A 21,317-nucleotide genomic window follows, 5' to 3' on the forward strand; every position below is an offset into this window, starting at 1 on the left:
ACCCGGCGGCCCACCTGCCCGTCCGGATAAGGCAGTCTTGTCCCCGTGCCCGAACCCGAAACCAGCAAGAACGAAGCCGCAGCCCACAACGTCCATCCGCATGCCGCGACACTGAAGCGGCTGGAGAAGTCGTCCGGATCGCTCGCCGCGCAGGCCATCGCGCGGATGGACGAGACGCTGCCGTGGTACCGGGCCATGCCCCCGGAGAACCGTTCCTGGATCGGTCTGGTCGCGCAGGCGGGCATCGCCGCGTTCACCGAGTGGTTCCGGCATCCGGACGCCCCGCAGGCCATCTCCACCGACGTGTTCGGCACGGCGCCGCGCGAGCTGACCCGGGCGATCACCCTGCGCCAGACCGTGGAGATGGTGCGCACCACCATCGAGGTCATGGAGAGCGCGATCGACGAGGTCGCCGCCCCCGGCGACGAGCGGGTGCTGCGCGAGGCGCTGCTCGTCTACGCCCGGGAGATCGCCTTCGCCACGGCCCAGGTGTACGCCCAGGCCGCCGAGGCACGCGGTGCCTGGGACGCCCGGCTGGAGTCCCTGGTGGTGAACGCCGTACTCAGCGGCGAGGCCGACGAGGGCGCCGTGTCCCGGGCCGCCGCGCTCGGATGGAACTCACCCGAACACGTGTGCGTGGTGCTCGGGACGGCTCCCGACGGCGACTCCGAACTGACGGTCGAGGCGATCCGGCGGGCCGCCCGGCACGCCAAGCTCCAGGTGCTCACCGGGGTGCTCGGCGACCGGCTGGTCGTCATCGCCGGCGGCAGCGACAATCCGCTGGCCGTCGCCAAGTCACTCATCGGCCCGTTCGCGGCCGGGCCGGTCGTGGCGGGCCCCGTGGTGCCGGACCTGCTGGCCGCGACCCGGTCCGCGCAGGCCGCCGCGGCCGGCCTGAAGGCCTGTTCCGCCTGGCAGGACGCCCCGCGCCCGGTCCTGGCGGACGATCTGCTCCCGGAGCGGGCCATGGCCGGTGACCCCTCGGCCCGCGAGCAGTTGGTGGAGGAGATCTACAGACCGCTGGAGGAGGCCGGGGCCGCGCTCCTGGAGACCCTCAGCGTCTATCTCGAACAGGCGAGCAGTCTGGAGGGCGCCGCCCGGATGCTGTTCGTCCATCCCAACACCGTCCGCTACCGGCTCCGACGTGTGACAGACGTCACCGGCTGGTCACCCTCCGATGTACGCTCTGCCTTCACCCTGCGGATCGCGCTGATCCTGGGGCGTCTGGTCGATGGAGATCCTCAGCCCTAAGGTTTTGTGGGGGCTCGACAAAACCCCCTCGTGTTCTTCGTCCCTGTCCCCACGGGCGGTTGTGCCCGTCCTCAAGAGAGAGTGTGAGAGTGCTCGTACTCGTCGCTCCCGGCCAGGGCGCTCAGACGCCCGGCTTCCTGACCGAATGGCTCGACTTCCCCGGTGTCCGCGGTGCCCTGGAGGCATGGTCCGACGCCGCGGGGATCGACCTGATCCGTTACGGCACCGAGGCCGACGCGGAGGAGATCCGCGACACCGCGGTGGCGCAGCCGCTGCTGGTCGCGGCCGGTATGGCGTCCGCGTACCTGCTCTTCGACGACCCGGCCGAACTGCCCCAGAAGGTCGGCGCGATCGCCGGTCACAGCGTCGGTGAGATCACCGCGGCGTCGCTCGCCGGAGTACTCCCCCACGAGGAGGCGCTGCGCCTGGTCCGCACCCGCGGGCTCGGCATGGCCGAGGCCGCGGCCGTCACGGAGACCGGCATGGCCGCCCTCCTCGGCGGCGACCCGGAAGTGACGATCCCGCATCTGACGAAGCTGGGGCTGACCCCTGCCAACATCAACGGCGCGGGCCAGATCGTCGCGGCCGGCACCAAGGAGCAGCTCGCCGCGCTGGAGGCGGACAAGCCCGAGGGCGTGCGCAAGGTCGTCGCGCTGAGGGTCGCCGGCGCGTTCCACACGCACCACATGGCCCCGGCGGTCGACACGCTGGCGAAGGCCGCCGAGGCCCTGGCGCCCGGCGATCCGAAGGTCACCTACGTCTCCAACGCCGACGGCAAGGCCGTCGCCGCCGGCAGCGAGGTGCTGGACCGCCTGGTCGGACAGGTCGCCAACCCGGTCCGCTGGGACCTGTGCATGGAGACCTTCAAGGAGCTCGGTGTCACGGCCCTGATCGAGCTGTGCCCCGGTGGCACCCTCACCGGCCTCGCCAAGCGGGCTCTGCCCGGGGTGAAGACGCTGCCCCTGAAGTCCCCCGCCGACCTCGACGCGGCTCGCGAGCTCATCGCCGAGCACGCCTGACCGCCGCCCCCAAGGAGCCGACCGCATGGCGAAGATCAAGCCCAGCAAGGGCGCCCCGTACGCGCGCATCCTCGGCGTCGGCGGCTACCGCCCGACCCGGGTCGTGCCGAACGAGGTGATCCTCGAGACGATCGACTCGTCCGACGAGTGGATCCGCTCGCGCTCCGGCATCGAGACCCGGCACTGGGCGAACGACGAGGAGACGGTCGCCGCGATGTCGATCGAGGCGTCCGGCAAGGCGATCGCCGACGCCGGGATCTCCGCCGAGCAGATCGGCGGCGTGATCGTCTCGACGGTCTCGCACTTCAAGCAGACCCCGGCCGTCGCCACCGAGATCGCCGACAAGCTGGGCACCGCGAAGGCCGCCGCCTTCGACATCTCGGCCGGCTGCGCGGGCTTCGGCTACGGCCTCACCCTCGCCAAGGGCATGATCGTCGAGGGCTCGGCCGAGTACGTCCTGGTGATCGGCGTGGAGCGGCTCAGCGACCTGACCGACCTGGAGGACCGGGCGACGGCCTTCCTGTTCGGCGACGGCGCGGGCGCGGTCGTCGTGGGCCCCGCCCAGGAGCCCGCCATCGGCCCGACCGTCTGGGGCTCCGAGGGCGACAAGTCCGAGACGATCAAGCAGACCGTGCCGTGGACGGACTACCGTTCCGGCGAGGTCGCCAAGTTCCCCGCCATCGCGCAGGAGGGCCAGGCGGTGTTCCGCTGGGCCGTGTTCGAGATGGCGAAGGTCGCCAAGGAGGCGCTGGACGCCGCCGGCATCTCCGCGGAGGACCTGGACGTCTTCATTCCGCACCAGGCCAACGAGCGGATCATCGACTCGATGGTGAAGACTCTCAAGCTGCCGGAGTCGGTCACGGTCGCCCGTGACGTACGCACCACCGGCAACACCTCGGCCGCCTCGATCCCGCTCGCGATGGAGCGGCTCCTGGCGACCGGCGAGGCGAAGAGCGGCGACACCGCGCTCGTCATCGGCTTCGGGGCGGGTCTCGTCTACGCCGCGACTGTCGTTACCCTCCCCTAGGCACTCCGTGCCGGATCATGCGGTCCGGCACGGAAGGAAACACCTGCCACACCCTCTGGATATCTACGAAGGAGCGCCAACATGGCCGCCACTCAGGAAGAGATCGTCGCCGGTCTCGCCGAGATCGTGAACGAGATCGCCGGCATCCCGGTTGAGGACGTCCAGCTGGACAAGTCCTTCACCGACGACCTGGACGTCGACTCGCTGTCCATGGTCGAGGTCGTCGTCGCCGCCGAAGAGCGCTTCGACGTCAAGATCCCCGACGAGGACGTCAAGAACCTCAAGACCGTCGGCGACGCGACCGACTACATCCTCAAGCACCAGGGCTGATCAGCCGATCTGGCCCCTTGGGCTGACTGCCCCGCCACCCGGCGGTGGCGCCGCTTAATCCTCGGATCCGTTGGAGAAAGAATTCCCGTGAGCTCGACCAATCGCACCGTGGTCGTCACCGGTATCGGCGCAACCACACCGCTGGGTGGCGACGCAGCCTCTACCTGGGAGGGCCTGATCGCCGGCAAGTCCGGTGTCAAGCCCCTGGAGCAGGACTGGGCGGCCGACCAGGCCGTCAAGATCGCGGCCCCGGTGGCCGTGGAGCCGACCGAGGTCATCCCGCGGCCGCAGGCCCGCCGACTGGACCGCTCGGCGCAGTTCGCGCTGGTCGCGGCCAAGGAGGCCTGGGCCGACGCCGGTTTCGAGGCGAAGGCCGGCGAGGACCCGAACATCGACCCCGACCGGCTCGGCGCGGTCATCGCCTCCGGCATCGGCGGCGTGACGACCCTGCTCGACCAGTACGACGTGCTGAAGGAGAAGGGCGTCCGCCGCGTCTCCCCGCACACCGTGCCCATGCTGATGCCCAACAGCCCGTCGGCCAACGTGGGTCTGGCCGTGGGCGCCCGGGCGGGCGTGCACACCCCGGTCTCCGCCTGCGCCTCCGGCGCCGAGGCCATCGGCTACGCCATCGAGATGATCCGCACCGGCCGCGCCGACGTCGTCGTCGCGGGTGGCACGGAGGCGGCGATCCACCCGCTGCCCATCGCCGCGTTCGGCAACATGATGGCGATGTCCAAGAACAACGACGACCCGCAGGGCGCGTCGCGTCCCTACGACACGGCCCGCGACGGCTTCGTGCTCGGTGAGGGCGCCGGTGTCGTCGTCCTGGAGTCCGCCGAGCACGCCGCGAAGCGCGGTGCCCGGGTGTACGCCGAGGCGGTCGGGCAGGGCATCTCCGCCGACGCGCACGACATCGTGCAGCCGGAGCCGGAGGGTCGGGGCATCTCGCACGCCCTGCAGAACCTGCTGGACCGCAACGACCTGGACCCGGCGGAGATCGTGCACGTCAACGCGCACGCGACGTCCACGCCGGCCGGTGACATCGCCGAACTGAAGGCGCTGCGGAAGGTGTTCGGGGACGACGCCGACCACTTCGCGGTGTCCGCGACGAAGTCGATGACCGGGCACCTGCTGGGTGGTGCGGGTGGCGTGGAGACGGTGGCGACCGTGCTCGCGCTGTACCACCGGGTGGCGCCGCCGACGATCAACGTGGAGAACCTGGACCCCGAGGCCGAGGCGAACGCCGACGTCGTGCGGGGTGAGGCTCGGAAGCTGCCCGTGGAGGGCCGTATCGCCGCGCTGAACGACTCGTTCGGGTTCGGTGGGCACAACGTGGTGCTGGCGTTCCGGACGGTTTGATCCCGAGCGTTGTATGGCCCGAACTCCCTGAGGGGGTTCGGGCCATCGCCGTTTCTGTGACGTTGTGTGCCGGGTGCGGGCCCGTGGGGGTTGTTCGCGCAGTTCCCCGCGCCCCTAAGAACTCACACCACCTGGTGGAGCCAGCGGACCGGGGCGCCTTCACCCGCGTATCTGAACGGTTCCAGTTCGTCGTCCCAGGGCTTGCCCAGGAGTTTGCCGATCTCGGCTTCCAGGTCGGTCTCACCCAGCCGGCTGCGGTGCAGTGCCGCGCGCAGGCGGTCCTCGGGGATGAGGATGTCGCCGTGGATGCCGGTGACGGCGTGGTAGATGCCCAGGTCGGGGGTGCAGCTGTAGCGCTCGCCCTCGGCGGTGGGGCAGGGCTCCGCGGTGACCTCGAAGCGCAGGAGGTGCCAGCCGCGGAGCGCCGAGGCCATCTTGGACGCCGTACCCGCCTGGCCTTGCCAGGAGAACTCCGAGCGCCAGGTGCCGGGGGCGGCCGGCTGGCGGATCCAGTCCAGGCTGACGCGTGTGCCGAGCACCCCGGCGATGGCCCACTCGACGTGCGGGCACAGCGCGCGCGGCGCGGAGTGCACGTACAGAACTCCACGTGTCGTCACCGGAACCTCCGGGCAGAGCGGGACATGGTGCAAACGGGCGGAACGGCTGTGACCGGGCGGGTCACGTTGATGGCGAGGCTACCGTGCGAGGGCGCAAGGAGTGTGACGTACGGTCGGTCCAGGTGCCGGGAAACGCCTGCCATTCACCCATGGGGACGCTTGTACGGGTGTGAGCCGTTGCACCTGATCGGTCGGGGAACCCTCGTGCGTTGGTATGGGTGGGAGAGACAGGCACGGCGTGGCGAGGGGATGGAACAGGGATGCGGAAGCGGAGCCGTCGGACACGGGGCATTCTGGCCGTGGTCGCGGCAGCCGTGCTGGGTGTCGCCGGGTGTGATGCCGTGGGGGGTGATTCCGCCGCCCCGTCCGCGTCCGCCGAGCCGTCGCCGAAGCCCACGCCCCTGTGGGACCGCAGCCCGGGTTCCGTCGCCGCCGTAGGGGACTCCATCACGCGTGGCTTCGACGCGTGTGACGTGCTGTCGGACTGTCCGGAGGCGTCCTGGGCGACCGGCGCCAGTCCCGAGGTCGACTCGCTCGCGGTGCGGCTGCTGGGCAGGGCCGGGGCCGCCCGGCGGAGCTGGAACTACGCCGTGACCGGGGCGCGGATGGCCGATCTGCCCGGACAGATCGCACAGGCGGTGCGGCGCGAACCGCAGCTCGTCACGGTGATGGTGGGGGCGAACGACGCCTGCCGGTCCACGCCCTCGGCGATGACTCCGGTCTCCGCCTTCCGTGCCGACTTCGAGGACTCGCTGCGCTCCCTGCGCAAGGCCCTGCCCAAGGCGCAGGTGTTCGTGGCGAGCGTGCCGAACCTGAAGCGGCTGTGGTCCGAGGGCCGTGCCAGCCCGATGGGCAAGCAGGTGTGGAAGCTGGGCATCTGCCCGTCGATGCTGGGCGACGCGGACGCCCTGGACGCGGCGGCGACCCTGCGGCGGAACACGGTGCAGAAGCGGGTGGAGGACTACAACAAGGTCCTGAAGGAGGTCTGCGCCGAGGACAAGCGGTGCCGCTACGACGGGGGCGCGGTGTACGACTACCGCTTCGGCACGGCTCAGTTGAGCCGCTGGGACTACTTCCACCCCAGTGTGAACGGACAGGCCCGGTTGGCGGAGATCGCGTACCGCACCGTCACCGCGAAGAAGCCCTGACCCGGACCCTGACTTAGAGTTCCGCACATGAACGAACTCTTCGGAACGCTTTCCGACGGGCCCCCGGTGCACCGCTGGACCCTGGAGCGGGCCGGCGTACGGGTGCGGGTCCTGTCGTACGGCGGGATCGTGCAGTCCGTGGAGGTGCCGGACCGGGAGGGCCGGACCGGGGACGTGGTGCTGGGGTTCCCGGATCTCGACGGTTATCTCGCCCATCCGGAGCCGTACCTCGGCGCCCTGGTCGGCAGGTACGCCAACCGGATCGCCGGCGGCCGGTTCACCCTGGACGGCCGGACGTACGCACTGGAACCGAACAACGGGCCGAACTCGCTGCACGGTGGAGCGCGCGGCTTCGACAAGCGGGTGTGGGAGGCGGAGCCGGTCGAGCACGGGGTGCGGCTGACGCGGATCAGCCCGCACGGCGAGGAGGGCTTCCCGGGACGGCTGGAGGTCTGGGCGACGTACACGCTCGACGAGAGCGGCGCGCTGCGGATCGCGTACGAGGCCGTGACGGACGCGCCGACCGTGGTGAACCTGACGAACCACAGCTATTTCAATCTCGCCGGTTCCGGCGACGCGGGCGGCCACGAGCTGCGGCTGGCCGCCTCGCGGTACACGCCGGTCGACGCGGATCTGATCCCCACGGGCGGCCCCGAGGACGTGACCGGGACGCGGTTCGACTTCCGTGAGGCCCGCAAGACCGGCTCCGGCTACGACCACAACTTCGTGCTCGACAAGGGCGTGACGGACGGCCCGGTGGAGGTCGCCGAGCTGCACGACCCGGCGTCCGGGCGGGTGCTGACGGTGGCGACCACCGAGCCTGGCCTCCAGCTGTACACGGCCGACCACCTGGGCGAGCCCTTCGCGCCCTGTGAAGGCATCGCGCTGGAGACCCAGCACTTCCCCGACTCGCCGAACCGGCCACGGTTCCCGACGACCGTGCTGCGGCCGGGCGAGATGTTCCGCTCGGAGACGGTGTACGGGTTCGGCACCCGCTGAGGGGGCCCATGACAGGCCAAGAGCCCCGGTCCGGAGGTCAGGTCCCGGACCGGGGCCGCTCGGCGGGGAACTTGTCCCGGATCAGACGTTAATCGTCGCCGTGATCCCGCGGCCCGTGATCGGGCGTGCGGCCTGCATCTCGTACGAACCCTTCACAAGCGCGGTACGGCCGCTAGGTTCTGAGACAGCCGCCTCGTGAGGACGGCTGTCGGTTTCCCGTTCTTGCCGCTCGGGCAGGCCGCGGGGCGGTCGTCCTCATCCGTTCGGACGCCTCGATGCGCTGCCACCACGCTGCGCCGCGTGTGCGGCGTGTGGGTGACGCTCTGTCAGGGGGTTCGAGTCGCGCCGTCTGCCCGTTCGATCACTCCCGGACAGCCCCTCACCTCGGGAAACGACCGGTTTGCCATGCTCGGAAACAACAGCCGGGTGGTTACGCTGAGTTCCAGGGGCGCCCTCTCCTGTAGGACTTCGAGGCTGAGGAGCACTGACGTGACCGACCTTGTACTGCTCGCCGGGGGATCGGTGACGATGACCCACCACGTCACCGGCACCTACTTCATGTGCAACGACTGGCACGACGGTGTCGGCAACCACACCCAGACCTGGGCACAGGACCCGTTCGCCAAGGACAACACCTCGCACCGGTGGTTCCTGCGGCAGAACAGCGACGGCACCGTGCGCATCGAGTCGTACGCCAACCACCGTTGCCTCACCGCGGGGGCCAACCCGCCTGACGTGGTGACCCTGCGGGAACGCACGGACAGCCTCAACCAGCACTGGCGGCTGGTCTCGCACGCGGAGCGCGGCAACGACTTCTACATGGTCTCGGTCGTGCATCCGCGTTACGCCCTGGCCATCGCCGACCATCTTCAGGGCAACGACCGGCTGGTGGGCCTCACCCGCATGTGGGGCGGACCGAACCTCTCCCAGCTGTGGCGGATCTACCCCTCGTCGGAGGATCAGGGGTGACCCCGTAGCGGGCGTATCCACGCGCAAGCGACAGGGATGTGGCCCGGCAGCCGGAACCGGTCGGTCACCGGGGCTGCCAGGCCGCACGCTCGACCGGCTGGCGGGTCGGTACGGCGGCCACCGGTCTCCGCCCCGACGAGAACCTCGGGGCGGACGAGCGGGGACGCCTCGGCCCCACCGGACGCCGTGCGGGAGGCGACGGCGAGGCCCCCCACCGATCCCCACCCATGGCGTGGGCCCCACGCGTCACGCGATACTGCGGCCGTCCGGCACCGACCCCCCACCGCGACGGAAGGCCTGAACACCCTTGATATCCCCACGCGTTCGCCTCGGCCTGCTCGGTCTCGCCCTGCTGACCGGCTTCGCCACCCCGACGGCCGCGAGCGCCGCCCCGGCGGCCCCCTCGCCCACCGTCGAGGAGCAGCGGCTGGACCGGGCCGCCCCTCAGGAGATCCTGCGCCGCTCCGGATTCGACGCCCTGGCCCTGCGGCTGGCCCGGGCCCTCGACTCGGCCCGCTCCTATGGGCAGGCCCGGCGGGCGGTGACGCGCGAGGGCTCGCGGCTGTGGCAGCACGCCGTCGACCGGGCGCAGGGGCGCGGTCCGGCCGGCGGGGCCCTCAGCCGGGACGACGACCGGCCGCTGTACTGGGCGCGGCTCGGCATGACGCGTGAAGTACGCACCTGGGAGCCCGCGTTCGGCCTGACGGACGGGCAGCGGGCCGGGCTGCTGGACGAACTGGAGCGCACCTCGCGGGGCCAGAGTGCCATCCGGTATCCGCACGGCGAGGGTCTGAAGCGGATCCTGCTCACCGGTTTCGACCCGTTCACGCTCGACCGGGACATCCGGATCTCCAACCCGTCCGGCGCCACCGCGCTGGCCCTCGACGGCACGGTGATCGAGACGGCGGACGGTCCGGCCCGGATCGAGACGGCCGTGTTCCCGGTGCGCTGGCAGGACTTCACCGAGGGCACGGTGGAGCGGGCCCTGCGGCCGCACCTGCCGGAGGTCGACCTGTTCACGACGGTGAGCCAGGGCCGGGTCGGCCGGTTCGACATCGAGCGGACCAACGGGGCCTGGCGGGGCGGCTTCGCGGACAACGACACCATCGGCCGCACCGGGACCGTGCCGGTCGCCGACCCGGCCTCGCAGCCGCAGTGGACGACGACCACGCTGCCCCACGCGGCGATCGTCGCCGCGAGCACCGGCCGCTTCCCGGTGTACGACAACACGAGCGTCACCGAGATCCCGGCCGGCGGCTCCCAGCCCGTCGTACGCCCCGACGGGCCCACCCCCGGCTCCACCGCTCGCGCGGGCGGCGGCGGGGACTACCTCTCCAACGAGATCGCCTACCGGGCCACCCTGCTGCGCGACCGGCTCGGGCTGCACGACACGCTGCCGGGCGGGCATGTGCACACGCCGGTGCTGCAGTTCAGCGCCGGGAACACCACCGAGATCACCGATCCGGAGTTCGTGCGCAACCGGCTGGACATCATCGCCCAGGTGAGGACCATCCTGAAGGTGGCCGCGGAAGCGTCTTAGCGGCCCCGTCGCCCTCCTCGCCGTCGTCGCCGCCCTCACGGATGTCCTCGCCCAGCAGGTCGCGTGCCATGAGGGTGGCGCCGGCCACCGCGCCCGGCATCAGGAACACCGCGACGAACGGCACCAGGAACGCCACGGCGAGCGGTGTGCCGAAGCCCCAGACCAGGGTCTTTCGGGAGCGCAGCAGGGTGAGGCGGGTGCGCAGTTCGACACGGCGGCGCTGGAGGGCGACGGCGGTCAGTTCCTCGGTGAGGAAGAACCCGGTGACGAAGAAGCCGATCACCGGGACGACCGTCTGCCCGGCCACGGGGATGAAGCCGCACGCGAACAGCAGCACGCCCCACAGGGCTGCCCGCATCACGATCCGGAGGCTGTCCCGGGCGGAGATCCACAGTTCCCGCCAGAACGGCAGCCCCGACTCGGGGGCGTGCCCGTCCGGGGACACGTCCCGGTCGACCTTCTCGGAGAGGTTCTCGTAGAAGGGCTGCCCGATCAGCAGGGTCACCGCGGTGAAGGTCACGACGGACAGGAGCAGGCCGAGGGCGAACAGCACGGCGGTCAGGAAGCCGCGGAAGAGTCCGAGCCACGGGCCGGCCCAGTCGTCCGCGAACGGCGTCGCCCAGCCCACGAGGTCCTCGCCCCACAGGGCCAGCGCGACGAGCGCCGCCGCGTAGAGAACGAGGGTGATCAGCCCCGGGAGCAGCCCGAAGCCGTACTGCCTGCCGTGCCGGGCCACCCATCGCTGGCCCTTCAGGAGGTACCGGAAACCCGCTCCCAGATCGCGCATGGGAAAACCCTATCCGGGCCCGTGTCGCGCTCTTGACGCGCTCCGGTCACACCGCTGTCACGGGTCGCCCAGGTCGGGCCGGACGCGCCGGTGGGAGCCATCCGGGTCACGGGTGACACCAACACGCTCTTGTTGGCGTTGAGTCGAACCGGTACACCTCGCCGTACCGATCTCAGGAAGCCCCGGGAGGAGGTACGCGTGCGCGCCGAGAGAAGCGTTCCTGCCAGACCTGCGCTGATCGCCGCCCTGGCCCTCGCCACGGCGGGTCCGCTCCGGTTCACCCCCGGCCCCTCCGGCGCCGACGCGTTACCCGTCACCCGCGAGGGCTCCGCCGTGGACGACCGCGCGGCACAGGCTCCCGCGAGCGCGGCGCGACGCGCGTCGACCGCGGACGCCCCCACCGCCGCCGCCCCCCGCTCCTGCCCCCGCAGCCCGGTCCTCTCCCCCGAGCCGGAGAACCCCGGTGACACGTCCCTGAAGCGGGGGCTCACGCCTGATCGGGAACGCGCCCGCCACCGCGGCGAAGTCCCGCGAGATCACCCGCGATCACAAGACGCCGGTCTTCGTCGAGCAGTCGTACGCGACCGGCAACCCACTGGTACCGGGGCACTGGCGGCCGCGGCGCGACGGCTCCGGCGGTCCCGCCGCGGCCGCCGGGCAGGCTCGGTCGTCAGCGGGGACCACACGGTCCTGTTCGGCACCGAAGCACTTTTCCGGTACCACCCCGAGGGAGAATTCCCGCAGGTGGCAAGGGCATTGTTCACAGTGGCACACAGCGCTTCAGTCAAGGAGAGCGGATGACGCGGGAGATCCACGGCAGCGTGGCGGACGGCTTCGAGGCGGTGCGCGAGGAGTTCACCGCGTTCGTCGCCGGGGAGCGGGCCGACTACGAGGGGCAGCTGTGCGCCTACGTCCGCGGCCGGAAGGTCGTCGACCTGTGGGCGGGGACCGACGCCGACGCCCTCTACGGTGTGTTCTCGTCCACCAAGGGCGCCGCCTACCTGGTCGTGGCCCTGCTCGTGCAGGACGGCACGCTCGAACTGGACCGCAAGGTGACGTACTACTGGCCGGAGTTCGCGGCCGAGGGCAAGGGCGCCCTGACGCTGCGGGACCTGCTGGCGCACCGGGCGGGCGTGGTCGGTACGGACACCGGCTTCACGCTCGCGGAGCTGGCCGACGACCGCCAGCTCGCCGAACGCCTCGCCGACCAGCGGCCGTTCTGGCGACCCGGCACGGCTTTCGGCTATCACGCGCTGGTCGCCGGCGCCCTGGCCGGGGAGGTCGTGCGCCGGGCGACCGGCCGCGCCCTCCAGGAGATCTACCGCGAGCGGATCAGGATCCCGTACGGGCTGGATCTCCACCTGGGCCTGCCCGCCCCCGAGGAACAGCGCTTCCGCACCACCCAGCCGATGGACCCGACCCCCGAGCAGCAGGCCGTGCTCGACGCCACGCCCACGGGTCCGCATGCGCTGGCCTCGATCGCGTTCAACGGCAACGCGGCCGAGCCGACCGACCTCGTCTCCCTTCCGAACATGCCGCTGATCCGGGCGAAGGGCCCGGCGTCGGTGGGCGGGGTCGCGTCCGCGCGGGGCCTGGCGGGGATGTACGCGGCGGCGATCAGCGGGGTGGGCGAACAGCCGGCGCTGCTGAAGCCGGACACCGTGGCGGAGTTCGGTCAGTTCCACTCGGCCGGCTACGACCTGGTGGCCCGGACCCACAAGTCGTTCGGGCTGGGCTTCCAGATGACGGCTGACACGTGGCACCCGTTCCTCGGTGCCGGGACGATCGGGCACAGCGGCGCGGGCGGCTCCCAGGCCTTCGCCGACCCGTGGAGCGGCCTCGCCTACGGCTACACGCGCCGCCGGTTCGCCTTCCCCGGCGGGGCGGCACCGGAGAACGGCCGGCTGGCGCGGGCGGTCCACACGGCGGCGCTCGCCCTCTGAGGGGCCCTGGGCCCGGGCTCGGACGGAGGCCGCACCCCACGTCCAAGGGTGCGGCCTCCGCGTACGCAACGAGCGTGGTCAGACCAGCGTCACGGTGATGTTCCCGCGGGTGGCCTTCGAGTACGGGCAGACCTGGTGGGCCTTCTCGATCAGTGACCGGGCGGTCCCCCGGTCCGCCTTCGGGATGTCGGCCGAGATCTCGACGATGATCCCGAAGCCGTCCCCGTTCCTGCCGAGGCCGACCTTCGCGGTCACGGTCGATCCGGTGAGGTCGGCCCCCTCCTGACGGGCGACGACACCGAGAGCCCCCTGGAAGCAGGCGCTGTACCCGGCGGCGAAGAGCTGCTCCGGGTTGGTACCGGCGCCGCTCCCGCCCATCTCCTCGGGCGGGTTGACGACGACGTCGAGCCTGCCGTCGTCGGTGGCGACCCGGCCGTCGCGCCCGTTCTCGGCGGTGGCGACGGCGGTGTACAGGACGTCGGACTGCTGGATCGGCATGCGGTTGTGTTCCTCAGGTCGTCCGCCGCGGCTCGCGCCCGGGCCGGAACGGATTCGGAAACAAACTACCGCATGCCGGAATCCTGGGGGAAGGCGTCAGAGCTTGACGATCATCTTCCCGGTGTTGTCGCCGCGCAGAACGCCCAGGAATGCCTCCAGGTTGTTCTCGATGCCCTCGACGACGGTCTCGCGGTACTTGAGCTCACCGGAGGCGACCCAGGGCGCGACTTCCTGCACGAACTGCGGCTGCAGGTCGTAGTGGTCCCCGACCAGGAAGCCCTCGATACGGCCGCGCGTGGCGATCAGACGGGCGAGGTTCTTCGGGCCCGGGGCGGGCTCGGTGTTGTTGTAGACGGAGATCATGCCGCAGACGGCGATCCGGCCGCCCTGGTTGAGGGAGCCGATGGCCGCCTCCAGGTGGTCACCGCCGACGTTGTCGAAGTAGACGTCGATCCCGTCGGGAGCGGCGGCGCGCAGCTGCTCGGCCACGGGCCCGTCCTTGTAGTTGAAGGCGGCGTCGAAGCCGTACTCCTCCGTGAGGAGCTTGACCTTCTCGTCCGACCCGGCGGACCCGATGACCCGCGAGGCACCCTTCAGCCGGGCGATCTGGCCGACCTGGCCACCCACGGCACCGGCGGCACCGGACACGAAGACGGCGTCGCCCTCCTTGAAGGCGGCGGTGCGCAGCAGGCCCGCGTAGGCGGTGAGACCGGTCATGCCCAGCACACCGAGGTACGTCGACAGCGGCGCGGCCTGCGGGTCCACCTTCACGGCGTTCTTCGCGCCGACGACCGCGTACTCACGCCAGCCGAAGAAGTGCAGCACGTGGTCCCCGACGGACAGTCCCTCGGCGTTCGAGGCCACGACCTCGCCGACGGCACCGCCCTGCATGACCTTGCCCAGCTCGAAGGGGGCGACGTAGGACTTCGCGTCGCTCATGCGGCCACGCATGTACGGGTCCACGGAGAGGTACTTGTTCCGGACGAGGACCTCACCCTCACCGGGCTGCGGTACGTCCACCTCGACGAAGGCGAAGTCCTCGGGCTTCGGCCAGCCGACAGGACGGCTCGCCAGGTGCCACTCGCGGCTGACGGCGGGGAGGGCGGGGGTGTCGGTCATGATGCGCCTTACCTCACTGACTCGATGTTTCAGTACCTGAAACAACCATGCTCCTGAAAATTTCAGGTTGTCAAATAACCGGGTACCCTCGACGGCATGGCATCCACCACACCGACGCCCGACATGACGGGCACCCGCCCGGATCAGCTGACTCTCGACGTCGTCGAGCTGATCGGGGAGGTCGTGGCGCGGTTCCACGAGGACTACGAGTCAGCGGCGGCGGAGCACGCCCTCACGGGCGCGCAGGCACGGCTGCTCAGCCTGCTGTGCCTCGAGCCGCTGCCGATGCGGAGGCTGGCCCAGCAGCTGAAGTGCGAGCCGTCGAACGTCACCGGGATCGTGGACCGGCTGGAGGCGCGGGGCCTGGTCGAACGGCAGCCGAACCCCGCCGACCGCCGGGTGAAGGTGGCGGCGGCGACGGCGGCGGGGAGGCAGGTGGCCCGGAGCCTGCGGGAGTCACTGCGGTTCGCCCGGGAGCCCCTGGCGGGGCTCTCCGAGGAGGAGCGGGTGGCGCTGCGCGACACGCTGCGGCGCATGCTGGCCTGAGACCGGGCCCCGGCCGTCGGGTCTCGCGGCCCGCGCCGGGCACGGCGATCCGTCAGGGGTGCGAGGGAACGAGGCAGGCTCGCTGACGGACCCGGCGCCCGGGGTACGACGAACCACCCGAGGCGTGGCGAAGGTGTCCGACGCACGCCCTCCGGGCCGTGCCCGTCGGGGAGCGCGCCCTTCGCCCCTCGCGCCGCGGGGCGCCCGCCCGCGCGGCCGGCGCCGCCCACCAGCCTCGTGACCGGAGACCTGGCACGCCGAGCCGTCCGCCCGCACCCGGAACATCCGCTTCGGTTCCCGAGGGCAAGGCGGAGGAGGGCGTCAACGCGGAGCGTTGACAACCGACGACAACGCGGCAGATGTGCGTGCCACGCCCCGCGACGCCGGCAGGATCCAAACGACAGGCCCTAAGTGCACCACCAGAGGAACCGTTGGCACGGCTCGGAAGCGGAAGGCTCCGGCTCGGGGGGCCGGGTGGTCGGATCCGCGGTCGGGGCGGGGCCCGGGCCCGAGGTGGGCGGGGCGGCCGTGGGGGCCGGCGCCGGGCCGCTGGGGGCGCCCCCGGCCGCGGACTCCGGGTCCTTCGACGGTTCGCCGCCCTTCGGGGACTCCGAGCTCTCGTCCTTCGGGGATGCGGAAGCGGACGGCGTGTCAGATGCGGTCGGGGAAGCGGAGCCTGAGGGGCCGTCAGCCCCGGCCCTCTTGCCCTCCGTGCCGCCGCCCGGCTCCCCCGCCTCGAGTGAGGCGTCCCCGTCCGCCGACTCACCCCCGGCCGCGGCCGGTTTCGGTTTCGAGCCGGGGGCGTCCATGCCGAGTTCCGCGAGGCTCAGGCCGCCGGCCGCCAGCACGAAACCGGCTGCCACGAACAGGGTCCGGCGGCGCCGGCGGCGGTGCGCCGCGGCCTTGCGGTCCCGCCTGCTCGACCCGCCCGGACCGTCGGGAGCCGGGCCGCGCCCGCGTCCGCGCCGCCGCGCCGCGCGCCCGACGGCCTCGCCGTCGTCATCGGCGTACGCGTCGTCGGATTCGTCGCCGTACGGACCGTCGGGTCCGTCGCCGTACGGGGCATCGGGCCCGTCGCCGTACGGGGCATCGAGCCGGTTGCCGTAGGTGTCGTCCGGCCCGTCGCCGTACGAGTGGTCACGCCGCTCGCCGTACGCGTCGTCGTGTCCGTCGTCGGGGGCGCGCGACTCGTGCGAGCCGGACGGTCCCTCCGGCCCGTGACCGTCGTGCCCCGGCACGCCGGCGGCGTACCCGCCGTACGCCGGGTCGCTCCCACGCAGTCTGTCGGCCGAGGTGCCGCACCCCGGGCAGGCGAGGGCGCCGTTGAGGTGCCGTCGGCACGGGTCGCAGTAGTCCATGACGCGGGAAGATTAAGTTCCGCGCCGGTCACGTTCCTAGATCCACCTGTGAAGGTTCTGCAGAGACACGGTCGGCCCCGGGTTTCGAAACTGTCGAAACCGTTATGCGCGCGACCCATTGACACTCTTGCCGCCCCGTCCTTACTGTCACGCCAGCATTTCGAACGTGTGACGAAATCTCGAACAGACCGAGGCGCCGGAACGCGAACGGGACGCCGACGGAACAAACTGACAGAACGAGCCGACGAAGCTGCGAGGGACAACCGCCGTGCGCATCACCGGAATCAGCACACACGTGGTCGGGACGCCGTGGCGCAACCTGACCTACGTCCAGGTGCACACCGACGAGGGGATCACCGGAGTCGGCGAGACCCGGATGCTGGGACACACCGACGCCCTTCTGGGTTATCTGCGGGAAGCCGAGAACAACCACATCCTCGGCTCCGACCCCTTCGCCGTCGAGGACCTCGTCAAGCGCATGAAGTACGGCGACTACGGCCGCGCGGGCGAGATCGTCATGTCCGGCATCGCCGTGATCGAGATGGCCTGCTGGGACATCAAGGGCAAGGCCCTCGGCGTCCCCGTCTGGCAGCTGCTGGGCGGCAAGGTCACCGACAAGGTCAAGGCCTACGCCAACGGCTGGTACACCACCGAGCGCACGCCGGAGGCCTACCACAAGGCCGCCCAGGGCGTGATGGAGCGCGGCTACCGGGCCCTGAAGATCGACCCCTTCGGCACCGGCCACTACGAGCTGGACCACCAGGAGACCCTGTACGCGGTCTCGCTGATCGAGGCCGTCCGCGACGCCATCGGCCCCGAGGCCGAGCTGATGCTGGAGATGCACGGCCGGTTCTCGCCGTCGACCGCGGTCCGCCTCGCCAAGGAGCTCGCGCCGTTCAAGCCGGCGTGGCTGGAGGAGCCGGTCCCGCCGGAGAACCTCAAGGCGCTGGAGAAGGTCGCCGCCAAGGTCGACATGCCGGTCGCCACCGGTGAGCGCATCCACGACCGGATCGAGTTCCGCGAGCTGTTCGAGAGCCAGGCCGTCGACATCATCCAGCCGGACGTCGGCCACATCGGCGGCATCTGGGAGACCCGCAAGCTCGCGGCGACCGCCGAGACCCACTACATGCTGGTCGCTCCGCACAACGTGGGCGGTTCGGTGCTGACCGCCGCGTCCCTCCAGGTCGGCTTCACCTCCCCCAACTTCAAGATCCTTGAGCACTTCAACGACTTCGCCGACGCGGAGATCAAGAAGGTCGTCAAGGGCGCCCCGCAGGTGAACCCGGAGGACGGCTGCTTCCACGTCTCCGACGCCCCGGGCCTCGGGGTGGAGCTGGACGTCGACGCCGCCGCCGAGTTCCCGCAGCAGCAGGCCCGCTTCGACCTCTGGGCGGAGGGCTGGGAACAGCGCAAGCCGAAGGGCACGCAGTGAGCACCGCGGTCGTCGTCGACGCCCCGGGCGAGCACCGGCTCGTCCCGCACGAGCCGCGGCGGCCCGAGGCCGGCGAGGCCCTGGTGCGGGTGCACGCCGCCGGGATCTGCGGCAGCGACCGCGAGGTCTACCAGGGCAATCGTCCCGAGGGGTATGTGCGTTATCCGCTGACCCCGGGCCACGAGTGGTCCGGGACAGTGGAGGCCGTGGGCGCCGGCGTCCCGGGCTCCCTCGTGGGCCGCAAGGTCGTCGGTGAGGGCTTTCGAAACTGTCAGGTCTGCGACCGCTGCCACGCGGGCGACACGACCCTGTGCACCGCCGGGTACGAGGAGACCGGGTTCACCCAGCCGGGCGCGATGGCGGCCACGCTGACCCTCCCGGCCCGTCTCCTGCACGCCCTCCCGGACGACTGCGACCTCACGGCCGCGGCCCTCCTGGAACCCGCCGCCTGCATCGCGGCCGCCGCGCTGAAGGGCAACGCCCAGCCCGGCGAGCGCGTCGCCGTGGTCGGCACCGGCACCCTCGGCATGTTCGCCGTGCAGTTCCTGAAGGCCAACTCGCCGGCCGAGCTGCTGGTCGTCGGCACCCGCCGGGACCGTGAGGCGCTGTCGCGCCAGTACGGCGCGACGGACTTCCGGACCAAGGACCAGGAACTCCCCGACGACATCGACGTGGTGATCGAGACGGCCGGGTCCGCGGACGCCGCCCGGATCTCCGCCGGGCTGCTGCGGCGCGGCGGGCGGCTGGTCCTGACCGGCATCCCGGCGCCGGGCGCCGAGGGCCTCGACCCGACCGACCTCGTCGTGAAGCAGCTGGAGGTGCACAGCGTCTTCGGTGCGCCACCGGACGCCTGGGCGCACACCGTGCGGGTGTTCGCCGCTGGTCTGCTCGATCCGCTGCCGCTGGTGACGCACGAGCTGCCGCTCACCGAGTTCTCGCAGGCCATCGAGCTGGTCGGGGCCGGGGATCCGAAGGTGGGCAAGGTCCTGCTCCGCCCCTAGACGTACGCCGGTACGGGAGCAACCTGACGGCTCCCGTACCGGCGTACACCCAGCCCCGCCGCATCCCGAGCCGCGCCGTACCCAGAGCCGCGAACCTCGTCCGACATATCGAACCGAAGGACATTCCTGTGACCGACGCTTCCGCCACGGCCGCCCGCAGGCCCGGTGAGCCGGCCCTCACCGCGCTGGGTCTGAGCGCGCCCGCCCCCGACCCCGCCGACACTTCCGCACACTCCTTCCCGGGCGGCGGCCGCTGGCGTACCGAGATCCCCTCCTGCGAGGGCCCCGAGGCGCTGGCGGTGGTCCTGAAGGAGGCCTCGCGGCTGGACGTGCCGATCCACCGGATCAGCCAGGGCAGCGGCGTGTGGATGCTGACCGACGCCGAGATCACCGAGATGGTCGAGTCGACCGGCGAACGCGACATCGAGCTCTGCCTGTTCACCGGGCCGCGCGGCACCTGGGACATCGGCGGGTCCACGCGCACCGACTCGCGGGGGGCCGGACTGCGTGCCCGCGGCCACGACGCCGTCGCCGGTTGCGTCGAAGACGCCGTCAGGGCCACCGAGTTGGGCGTCAAGTGCCTGCTCGTCGCCGACGAGGGCGTGCTGTGGACGCTGCACCGGGCACGGGCGGCGGGGATCATCCCGGCCGACACGACCCTCAAGGTCTCCGCGCTCATCGGACCGGTCAACCCGGCGGCCTACGCGGTGTACGAGCGCCTCGGCGCCGACTCGGTCAACGTGCCCAGCGACCTGACGCTCGATCACCTCACCGAGATCCGCCGGGTGTCGGGCGCACCGATGGACATGTACATCGAGGCCCCCGACGACCTCGGCGGCTACGTCCGCATGTACGAGGTGGCCGAACTCATCAGACGCGGGGCCCCGTTGTACCTGAAGTTCGGCCTCTCCAAGGCCCCCGGGATCTATCCGTACGGGCATCACATGCGGGAGCTGACCCTGGCCACGGCCAAGGAGCGGGTGCGTCGCGGACGGCTCGCCCTGGACCTCCTGGCGCGCCACGGAGCGGACGGCGACATGGCGCCGCTGGGATCCCGACTGCCGGGCGATCTGCAACGTTTCGAAACCTCGTCATAACGTTCCGGCTACTCGGCTTACAAAAGAAGACACAGCCGACCACAATCCACCACATCTCTTCTCGGTCTTTCCGGCACGACCACCCGGATCGACTTCGCGCCTGAGACCGAGCCCTGCCACAGATCAAGGATGATGATCATGCGTAACCGCAGAGCCGCTCTCACCGCCATAGCCGGAGCCGCGTCCCTCGCCCTGACCCTGTCCGCCTGCGGCCAGAGCGGCGAGGGCGGCAGCAAGGAAAGCGGGGGCGACACCAAGGGCGCCACCATCGGCATCGCGATGCCGACCAAGTCCTCCGAGCGCTGGATCGCCGACGGCAAGAACGTCGTCGCCGACCTCGAGTCCAAGGGCTACAAGACCAAGCTGGTCTACGGCGAGGACGACCCCGACCAGCAGGTCTCGCAGGTCGAGAACCTGATCACGCAGGGCGTCAAGGCGCTGATCATCGCCGCGATCGACAACAAGTCGATGAACAACGTGCTCCAGCAGGCCAAGGACGCGAACATCCCGGTCATCTCCTACGACCGCCTGATCCTCGGCACGCAGAACGTCGACTACTACGCCTCCTTCGACAACGAGAAGGTCGGCGAACTTCAGGGCACCTACATCGTCGAGAAGCTCGGCCTGAAGGACGGCTCCAAGAAGGGCCCCTTCAACATCGAGCTGTTCGCCGGCTCCAACGACGACAACAACACCCGCTACTTCTTCCAGGGCGCGATGAACGTCCTGCAGCCCTACATCGACAAGAAGCAGCTCGTCGTCCGCTCCGGCCAGACCAAGCTCAACCAGGTCACCACCCTGCGCTGGGACGGCGGCACCGCCCAGAAGCGCATGGACGACATCCTGACCTCGGCCTACAAGAGCCAGCGGGTCGACGCCGTCCTCTCCCCCTACGACGGCATCTCCATCGGCATCCTCTCGGCGCTGAAGTCCGACGACTACGGCTCCAAGAGCAAGCCCCTGCCGGTCGTCACGGGGCAGGACGCCGAGGTCGCCTCGGTGAAGTCGATCATCGCCGGCCAGCAGTCGATGACCGTCTACAAGGACACCCGTCAGCTTGCCAAGGTGTCCTCGAACATGGTCGACGCGCTGCTCAACAAGAAGAAGCCCGAGGTCAACGACACCAAGACCTACGACAACGGCTCGAAGGTCGTCCCCGCCTACCTGCTGGAGCCGGTCGCGGTCGACAAGTCGAACTACCAGAAGGAGGTCGTCGACTCCGGCTACATCAAGGAGAGCGACCTCAAGTAGTCCCCGCCACCGACCGACGTTCCACC

The 21,317-nt window shown here is 71.0% G+C and carries 20 protein-coding genes and 1 pseudogene; 16 read left to right on the plus strand and 5 right to left on the minus strand.

Going from position 1 to position 21,317, the window contains the following annotated elements; translation table 11 throughout:
* The first annotated feature begins 45 nt into the window (after window positions 1-45).
* From fasR to fabF, 5 genes are all read left to right on the plus strand, one after another.
* A complete protein-coding gene (gene fasR, locus ADK65_RS22585; RefSeq protein ID WP_053672159.1) occupies window positions 46-1,251 on the plus strand; it encodes a fatty acid biosynthesis transcriptional regulator FasR in 1,206 nt (401 codons plus the stop codon).
* A gap of 89 nt (window positions 1,252-1,340) precedes the next feature.
* Window positions 1,341-2,270: an ACP S-malonyltransferase gene (locus ADK65_RS22590; protein WP_053672160.1), complete on the plus strand. Its 930-nt coding sequence runs from the start codon at window positions 1,341-1,343 to the stop codon at window positions 2,268-2,270.
* A 25-nt stretch (window positions 2,271-2,295) separates the two neighbouring features.
* Window positions 2,296-3,297: a ketoacyl-ACP synthase III gene (locus ADK65_RS22595; RefSeq protein ID WP_053672161.1), complete on the plus strand. Its 1,002-nt coding sequence runs from the start codon at window positions 2,296-2,298 to the stop codon at window positions 3,295-3,297.
* Between the two features lie 81 nt (window positions 3,298-3,378).
* On the plus strand, window positions 3,379-3,627 hold the full coding sequence (locus tag ADK65_RS22600; RefSeq protein WP_003989952.1) for an acyl carrier protein: 249 nt from the start codon (window positions 3,379-3,381) through the stop codon (window positions 3,625-3,627).
* An 87-nt stretch (window positions 3,628-3,714) separates the two neighbouring features.
* Entirely contained in the window at window positions 3,715-4,986 is a 1,272-nt protein-coding gene (gene fabF, locus ADK65_RS22605; RefSeq protein ID WP_053672162.1) for a beta-ketoacyl-ACP synthase II, read from the plus strand.
* Between the two features lie 122 nt (window positions 4,987-5,108).
* Here fabF and ADK65_RS22610 read toward each other — a convergent pair whose 3' ends face one another.
* Window positions 5,109-5,603 (minus strand): DUF3145 domain-containing protein, encoded by a 495-nt coding sequence (locus ADK65_RS22610; RefSeq protein ID WP_053672163.1) that lies wholly within the window; start codon window positions 5,601-5,603, stop codon window positions 5,109-5,111.
* Between the two features lie 260 nt (window positions 5,604-5,863).
* Here ADK65_RS22610 and ADK65_RS22615 point away from each other — a divergent pair, with 260 nt between their 5' ends.
* From ADK65_RS22615 to ADK65_RS22630, 4 genes are all read left to right on the plus strand, one after another.
* Window positions 5,864-6,751 carry an SGNH/GDSL hydrolase family protein gene (locus ADK65_RS22615; RefSeq protein ID WP_053672164.1) on the plus strand — a complete coding sequence of 296 codons (888 nt, stop codon included), beginning with the start codon at window positions 5,864-5,866 and terminating at the stop codon, window positions 6,749-6,751.
* Window positions 6,752-6,778: 27 nt separating this feature from the next.
* The gene (locus ADK65_RS22620; RefSeq protein WP_053672165.1) at window positions 6,779-7,750 is read left to right on the plus strand and encodes an aldose epimerase family protein; all 972 of its coding nucleotides are present in this window, start codon (window positions 6,779-6,781) and stop codon (window positions 7,748-7,750) included.
* Between the two features lie 489 nt (window positions 7,751-8,239).
* Complete coding sequence (locus ADK65_RS22625) at window positions 8,240-8,719, plus strand: RICIN domain-containing protein (RefSeq protein ID WP_053672166.1); 480 nt, start codon at window positions 8,240-8,242, stop codon at window positions 8,717-8,719.
* Window positions 8,720-9,026: 307 nt separating this feature from the next.
* Entirely contained in the window at window positions 9,027-10,259 is a 1,233-nt protein-coding gene (locus ADK65_RS22630; RefSeq protein WP_053672167.1) for a pyroglutamyl peptidase, read from the plus strand.
* Here the strand turns inward: ADK65_RS22630 and ADK65_RS22635 are convergent.
* Window positions 10,210-11,046 (minus strand): EI24 domain-containing protein, encoded by an 837-nt coding sequence (locus tag ADK65_RS22635; RefSeq protein ID WP_053672168.1) that lies wholly within the window; start codon window positions 11,044-11,046, stop codon window positions 10,210-10,212. The genes ADK65_RS22630 and ADK65_RS22635 overlap by 50 nt on opposite strands.
* Before the next feature lie 559 nt (window positions 11,047-11,605).
* Here ADK65_RS22635 and ADK65_RS39965 point away from each other — a divergent pair.
* Window positions 11,606-11,847: pseudogene (locus tag ADK65_RS39965) on the plus strand (hypothetical protein); the annotation flags it as partial.
* A complete protein-coding gene (locus tag ADK65_RS22640) occupies window positions 11,844-12,989 on the plus strand; it encodes a serine hydrolase domain-containing protein (RefSeq protein WP_053672169.1) in 1,146 nt (381 codons plus the stop codon). The pseudogene ADK65_RS39965 and the gene ADK65_RS22640, both read left to right, overlap by 4 nt.
* A 78-nt stretch (window positions 12,990-13,067) precedes the next feature.
* Here ADK65_RS22640 and ADK65_RS22645 read toward each other — a convergent pair whose 3' ends face one another.
* Complete coding sequence (locus ADK65_RS22645) at window positions 13,068-13,487, minus strand: organic hydroperoxide resistance protein (protein WP_053672170.1); 420 nt, start codon at window positions 13,485-13,487, stop codon at window positions 13,068-13,070.
* Between the two features lie 96 nt (window positions 13,488-13,583).
* Entirely contained in the window at window positions 13,584-14,606 is a 1,023-nt protein-coding gene (locus ADK65_RS22650; RefSeq protein WP_053672171.1) for an NADP-dependent oxidoreductase, read from the minus strand.
* 96 nt (window positions 14,607-14,702) lie between these two features.
* Between ADK65_RS22650 and ADK65_RS22655 the strand changes: the two genes are divergently transcribed.
* Window positions 14,703-15,152 (plus strand): MarR family winged helix-turn-helix transcriptional regulator, encoded by a 450-nt coding sequence (locus ADK65_RS22655; protein WP_053672172.1) that lies wholly within the window; start codon window positions 14,703-14,705, stop codon window positions 15,150-15,152.
* Window positions 15,153-15,559: 407 nt separating this feature from the next.
* On the opposite strand, the gene ADK65_RS22660 is transcribed toward ADK65_RS22655, so the two are convergent.
* Complete coding sequence (locus tag ADK65_RS22660; RefSeq protein WP_053672173.1) at window positions 15,560-16,510, minus strand: SCO2400 family protein; 951 nt, start codon at window positions 16,508-16,510, stop codon at window positions 15,560-15,562.
* Between the two features lie 268 nt (window positions 16,511-16,778).
* On the opposite strand from ADK65_RS22660, the gene ADK65_RS22665 reads away from it, so the two are divergent.
* From ADK65_RS22665 to chvE, 4 genes are all read left to right on the plus strand, one after another.
* Window positions 16,779-17,942, plus strand: coding sequence for a mandelate racemase/muconate lactonizing enzyme family protein (locus ADK65_RS22665; RefSeq protein WP_053672174.1), 1,164 nt, complete (start codon window positions 16,779-16,781; stop codon window positions 17,940-17,942).
* On the plus strand, window positions 17,939-18,943 hold the full coding sequence (locus tag ADK65_RS22670) for a zinc-dependent alcohol dehydrogenase (RefSeq protein ID WP_053672175.1): 1,005 nt from the start codon (window positions 17,939-17,941) through the stop codon (window positions 18,941-18,943). Before ADK65_RS22665 ends, ADK65_RS22670 begins: the two co-directional genes overlap by 4 nt.
* Before the next feature lie 128 nt (window positions 18,944-19,071).
* Window positions 19,072-20,040, plus strand: a complete 969-nt coding sequence (locus ADK65_RS22675) for a hypothetical protein (RefSeq protein WP_053672176.1) — start codon at window positions 19,072-19,074, stop codon at window positions 20,038-20,040.
* Between the two features lie 138 nt (window positions 20,041-20,178).
* Window positions 20,179-21,291 (plus strand): multiple monosaccharide ABC transporter substrate-binding protein, encoded by a 1,113-nt coding sequence (gene chvE / locus ADK65_RS22680; RefSeq protein WP_352100583.1) that lies wholly within the window; start codon window positions 20,179-20,181, stop codon window positions 21,289-21,291.
* Window positions 21,292-21,317 lie beyond the last annotated feature (26 nt).

Origin of the sequence: Streptomyces sp. NRRL B-1140, assembly GCF_001280065.1 — a bacterium.
Lineage (GTDB): Bacteria > Actinomycetota > Actinomycetes > Streptomycetales > Streptomycetaceae > Streptomyces.

Coding starts and splice junctions, on each gene's coding strand:
- ADK65_RS22595 (WP_053672161.1), top strand. CDS start 2,296: ATGGCGAAGATCAAGCCCAGCAAGGGCGCCCCGTACGCGCGCATCCTC.
- ADK65_RS22600 (WP_003989952.1), top strand. CDS start 3,379: ATGGCCGCCACTCAGGAAGAGATCGTCGCCGGTCTCGCCGAGATCGTG.
- ADK65_RS22615 (WP_053672164.1), top strand. CDS start 5,864: ATGCGGAAGCGGAGCCGTCGGACACGGGGCATTCTGGCCGTGGTCGCG.
- ADK65_RS22620 (WP_053672165.1), top strand. CDS start 6,779: ATGAACGAACTCTTCGGAACGCTTTCCGACGGGCCCCCGGTGCACCGC.
- ADK65_RS22635 (WP_053672168.1), bottom strand. CDS start 11,046: ATGCGCGATCTGGGAGCGGGTTTCCGGTACCTCCTGAAGGGCCAGCGA.
- ADK65_RS22640 (WP_053672169.1), top strand. CDS start 11,844: ATGACGCGGGAGATCCACGGCAGCGTGGCGGACGGCTTCGAGGCGGTG.
- ADK65_RS22645 (WP_053672170.1), bottom strand. CDS start 13,487: ATGCCGATCCAGCAGTCCGACGTCCTGTACACCGCCGTCGCCACCGCC.
- ADK65_RS22650 (WP_053672171.1), bottom strand. CDS start 14,606: ATGACCGACACCCCCGCCCTCCCCGCCGTCAGCCGCGAGTGGCACCTG.
- ADK65_RS22655 (WP_053672172.1), top strand. CDS start 14,703: ATGGCATCCACCACACCGACGCCCGACATGACGGGCACCCGCCCGGAT.
- ADK65_RS22660 (WP_053672173.1), bottom strand. CDS start 16,510: ATGGACTACTGCGACCCGTGCCGACGGCACCTCAACGGCGCCCTCGCC.
- chvE (WP_352100583.1), top strand. CDS start 20,179: ATGCGTAACCGCAGAGCCGCTCTCACCGCCATAGCCGGAGCCGCGTCC.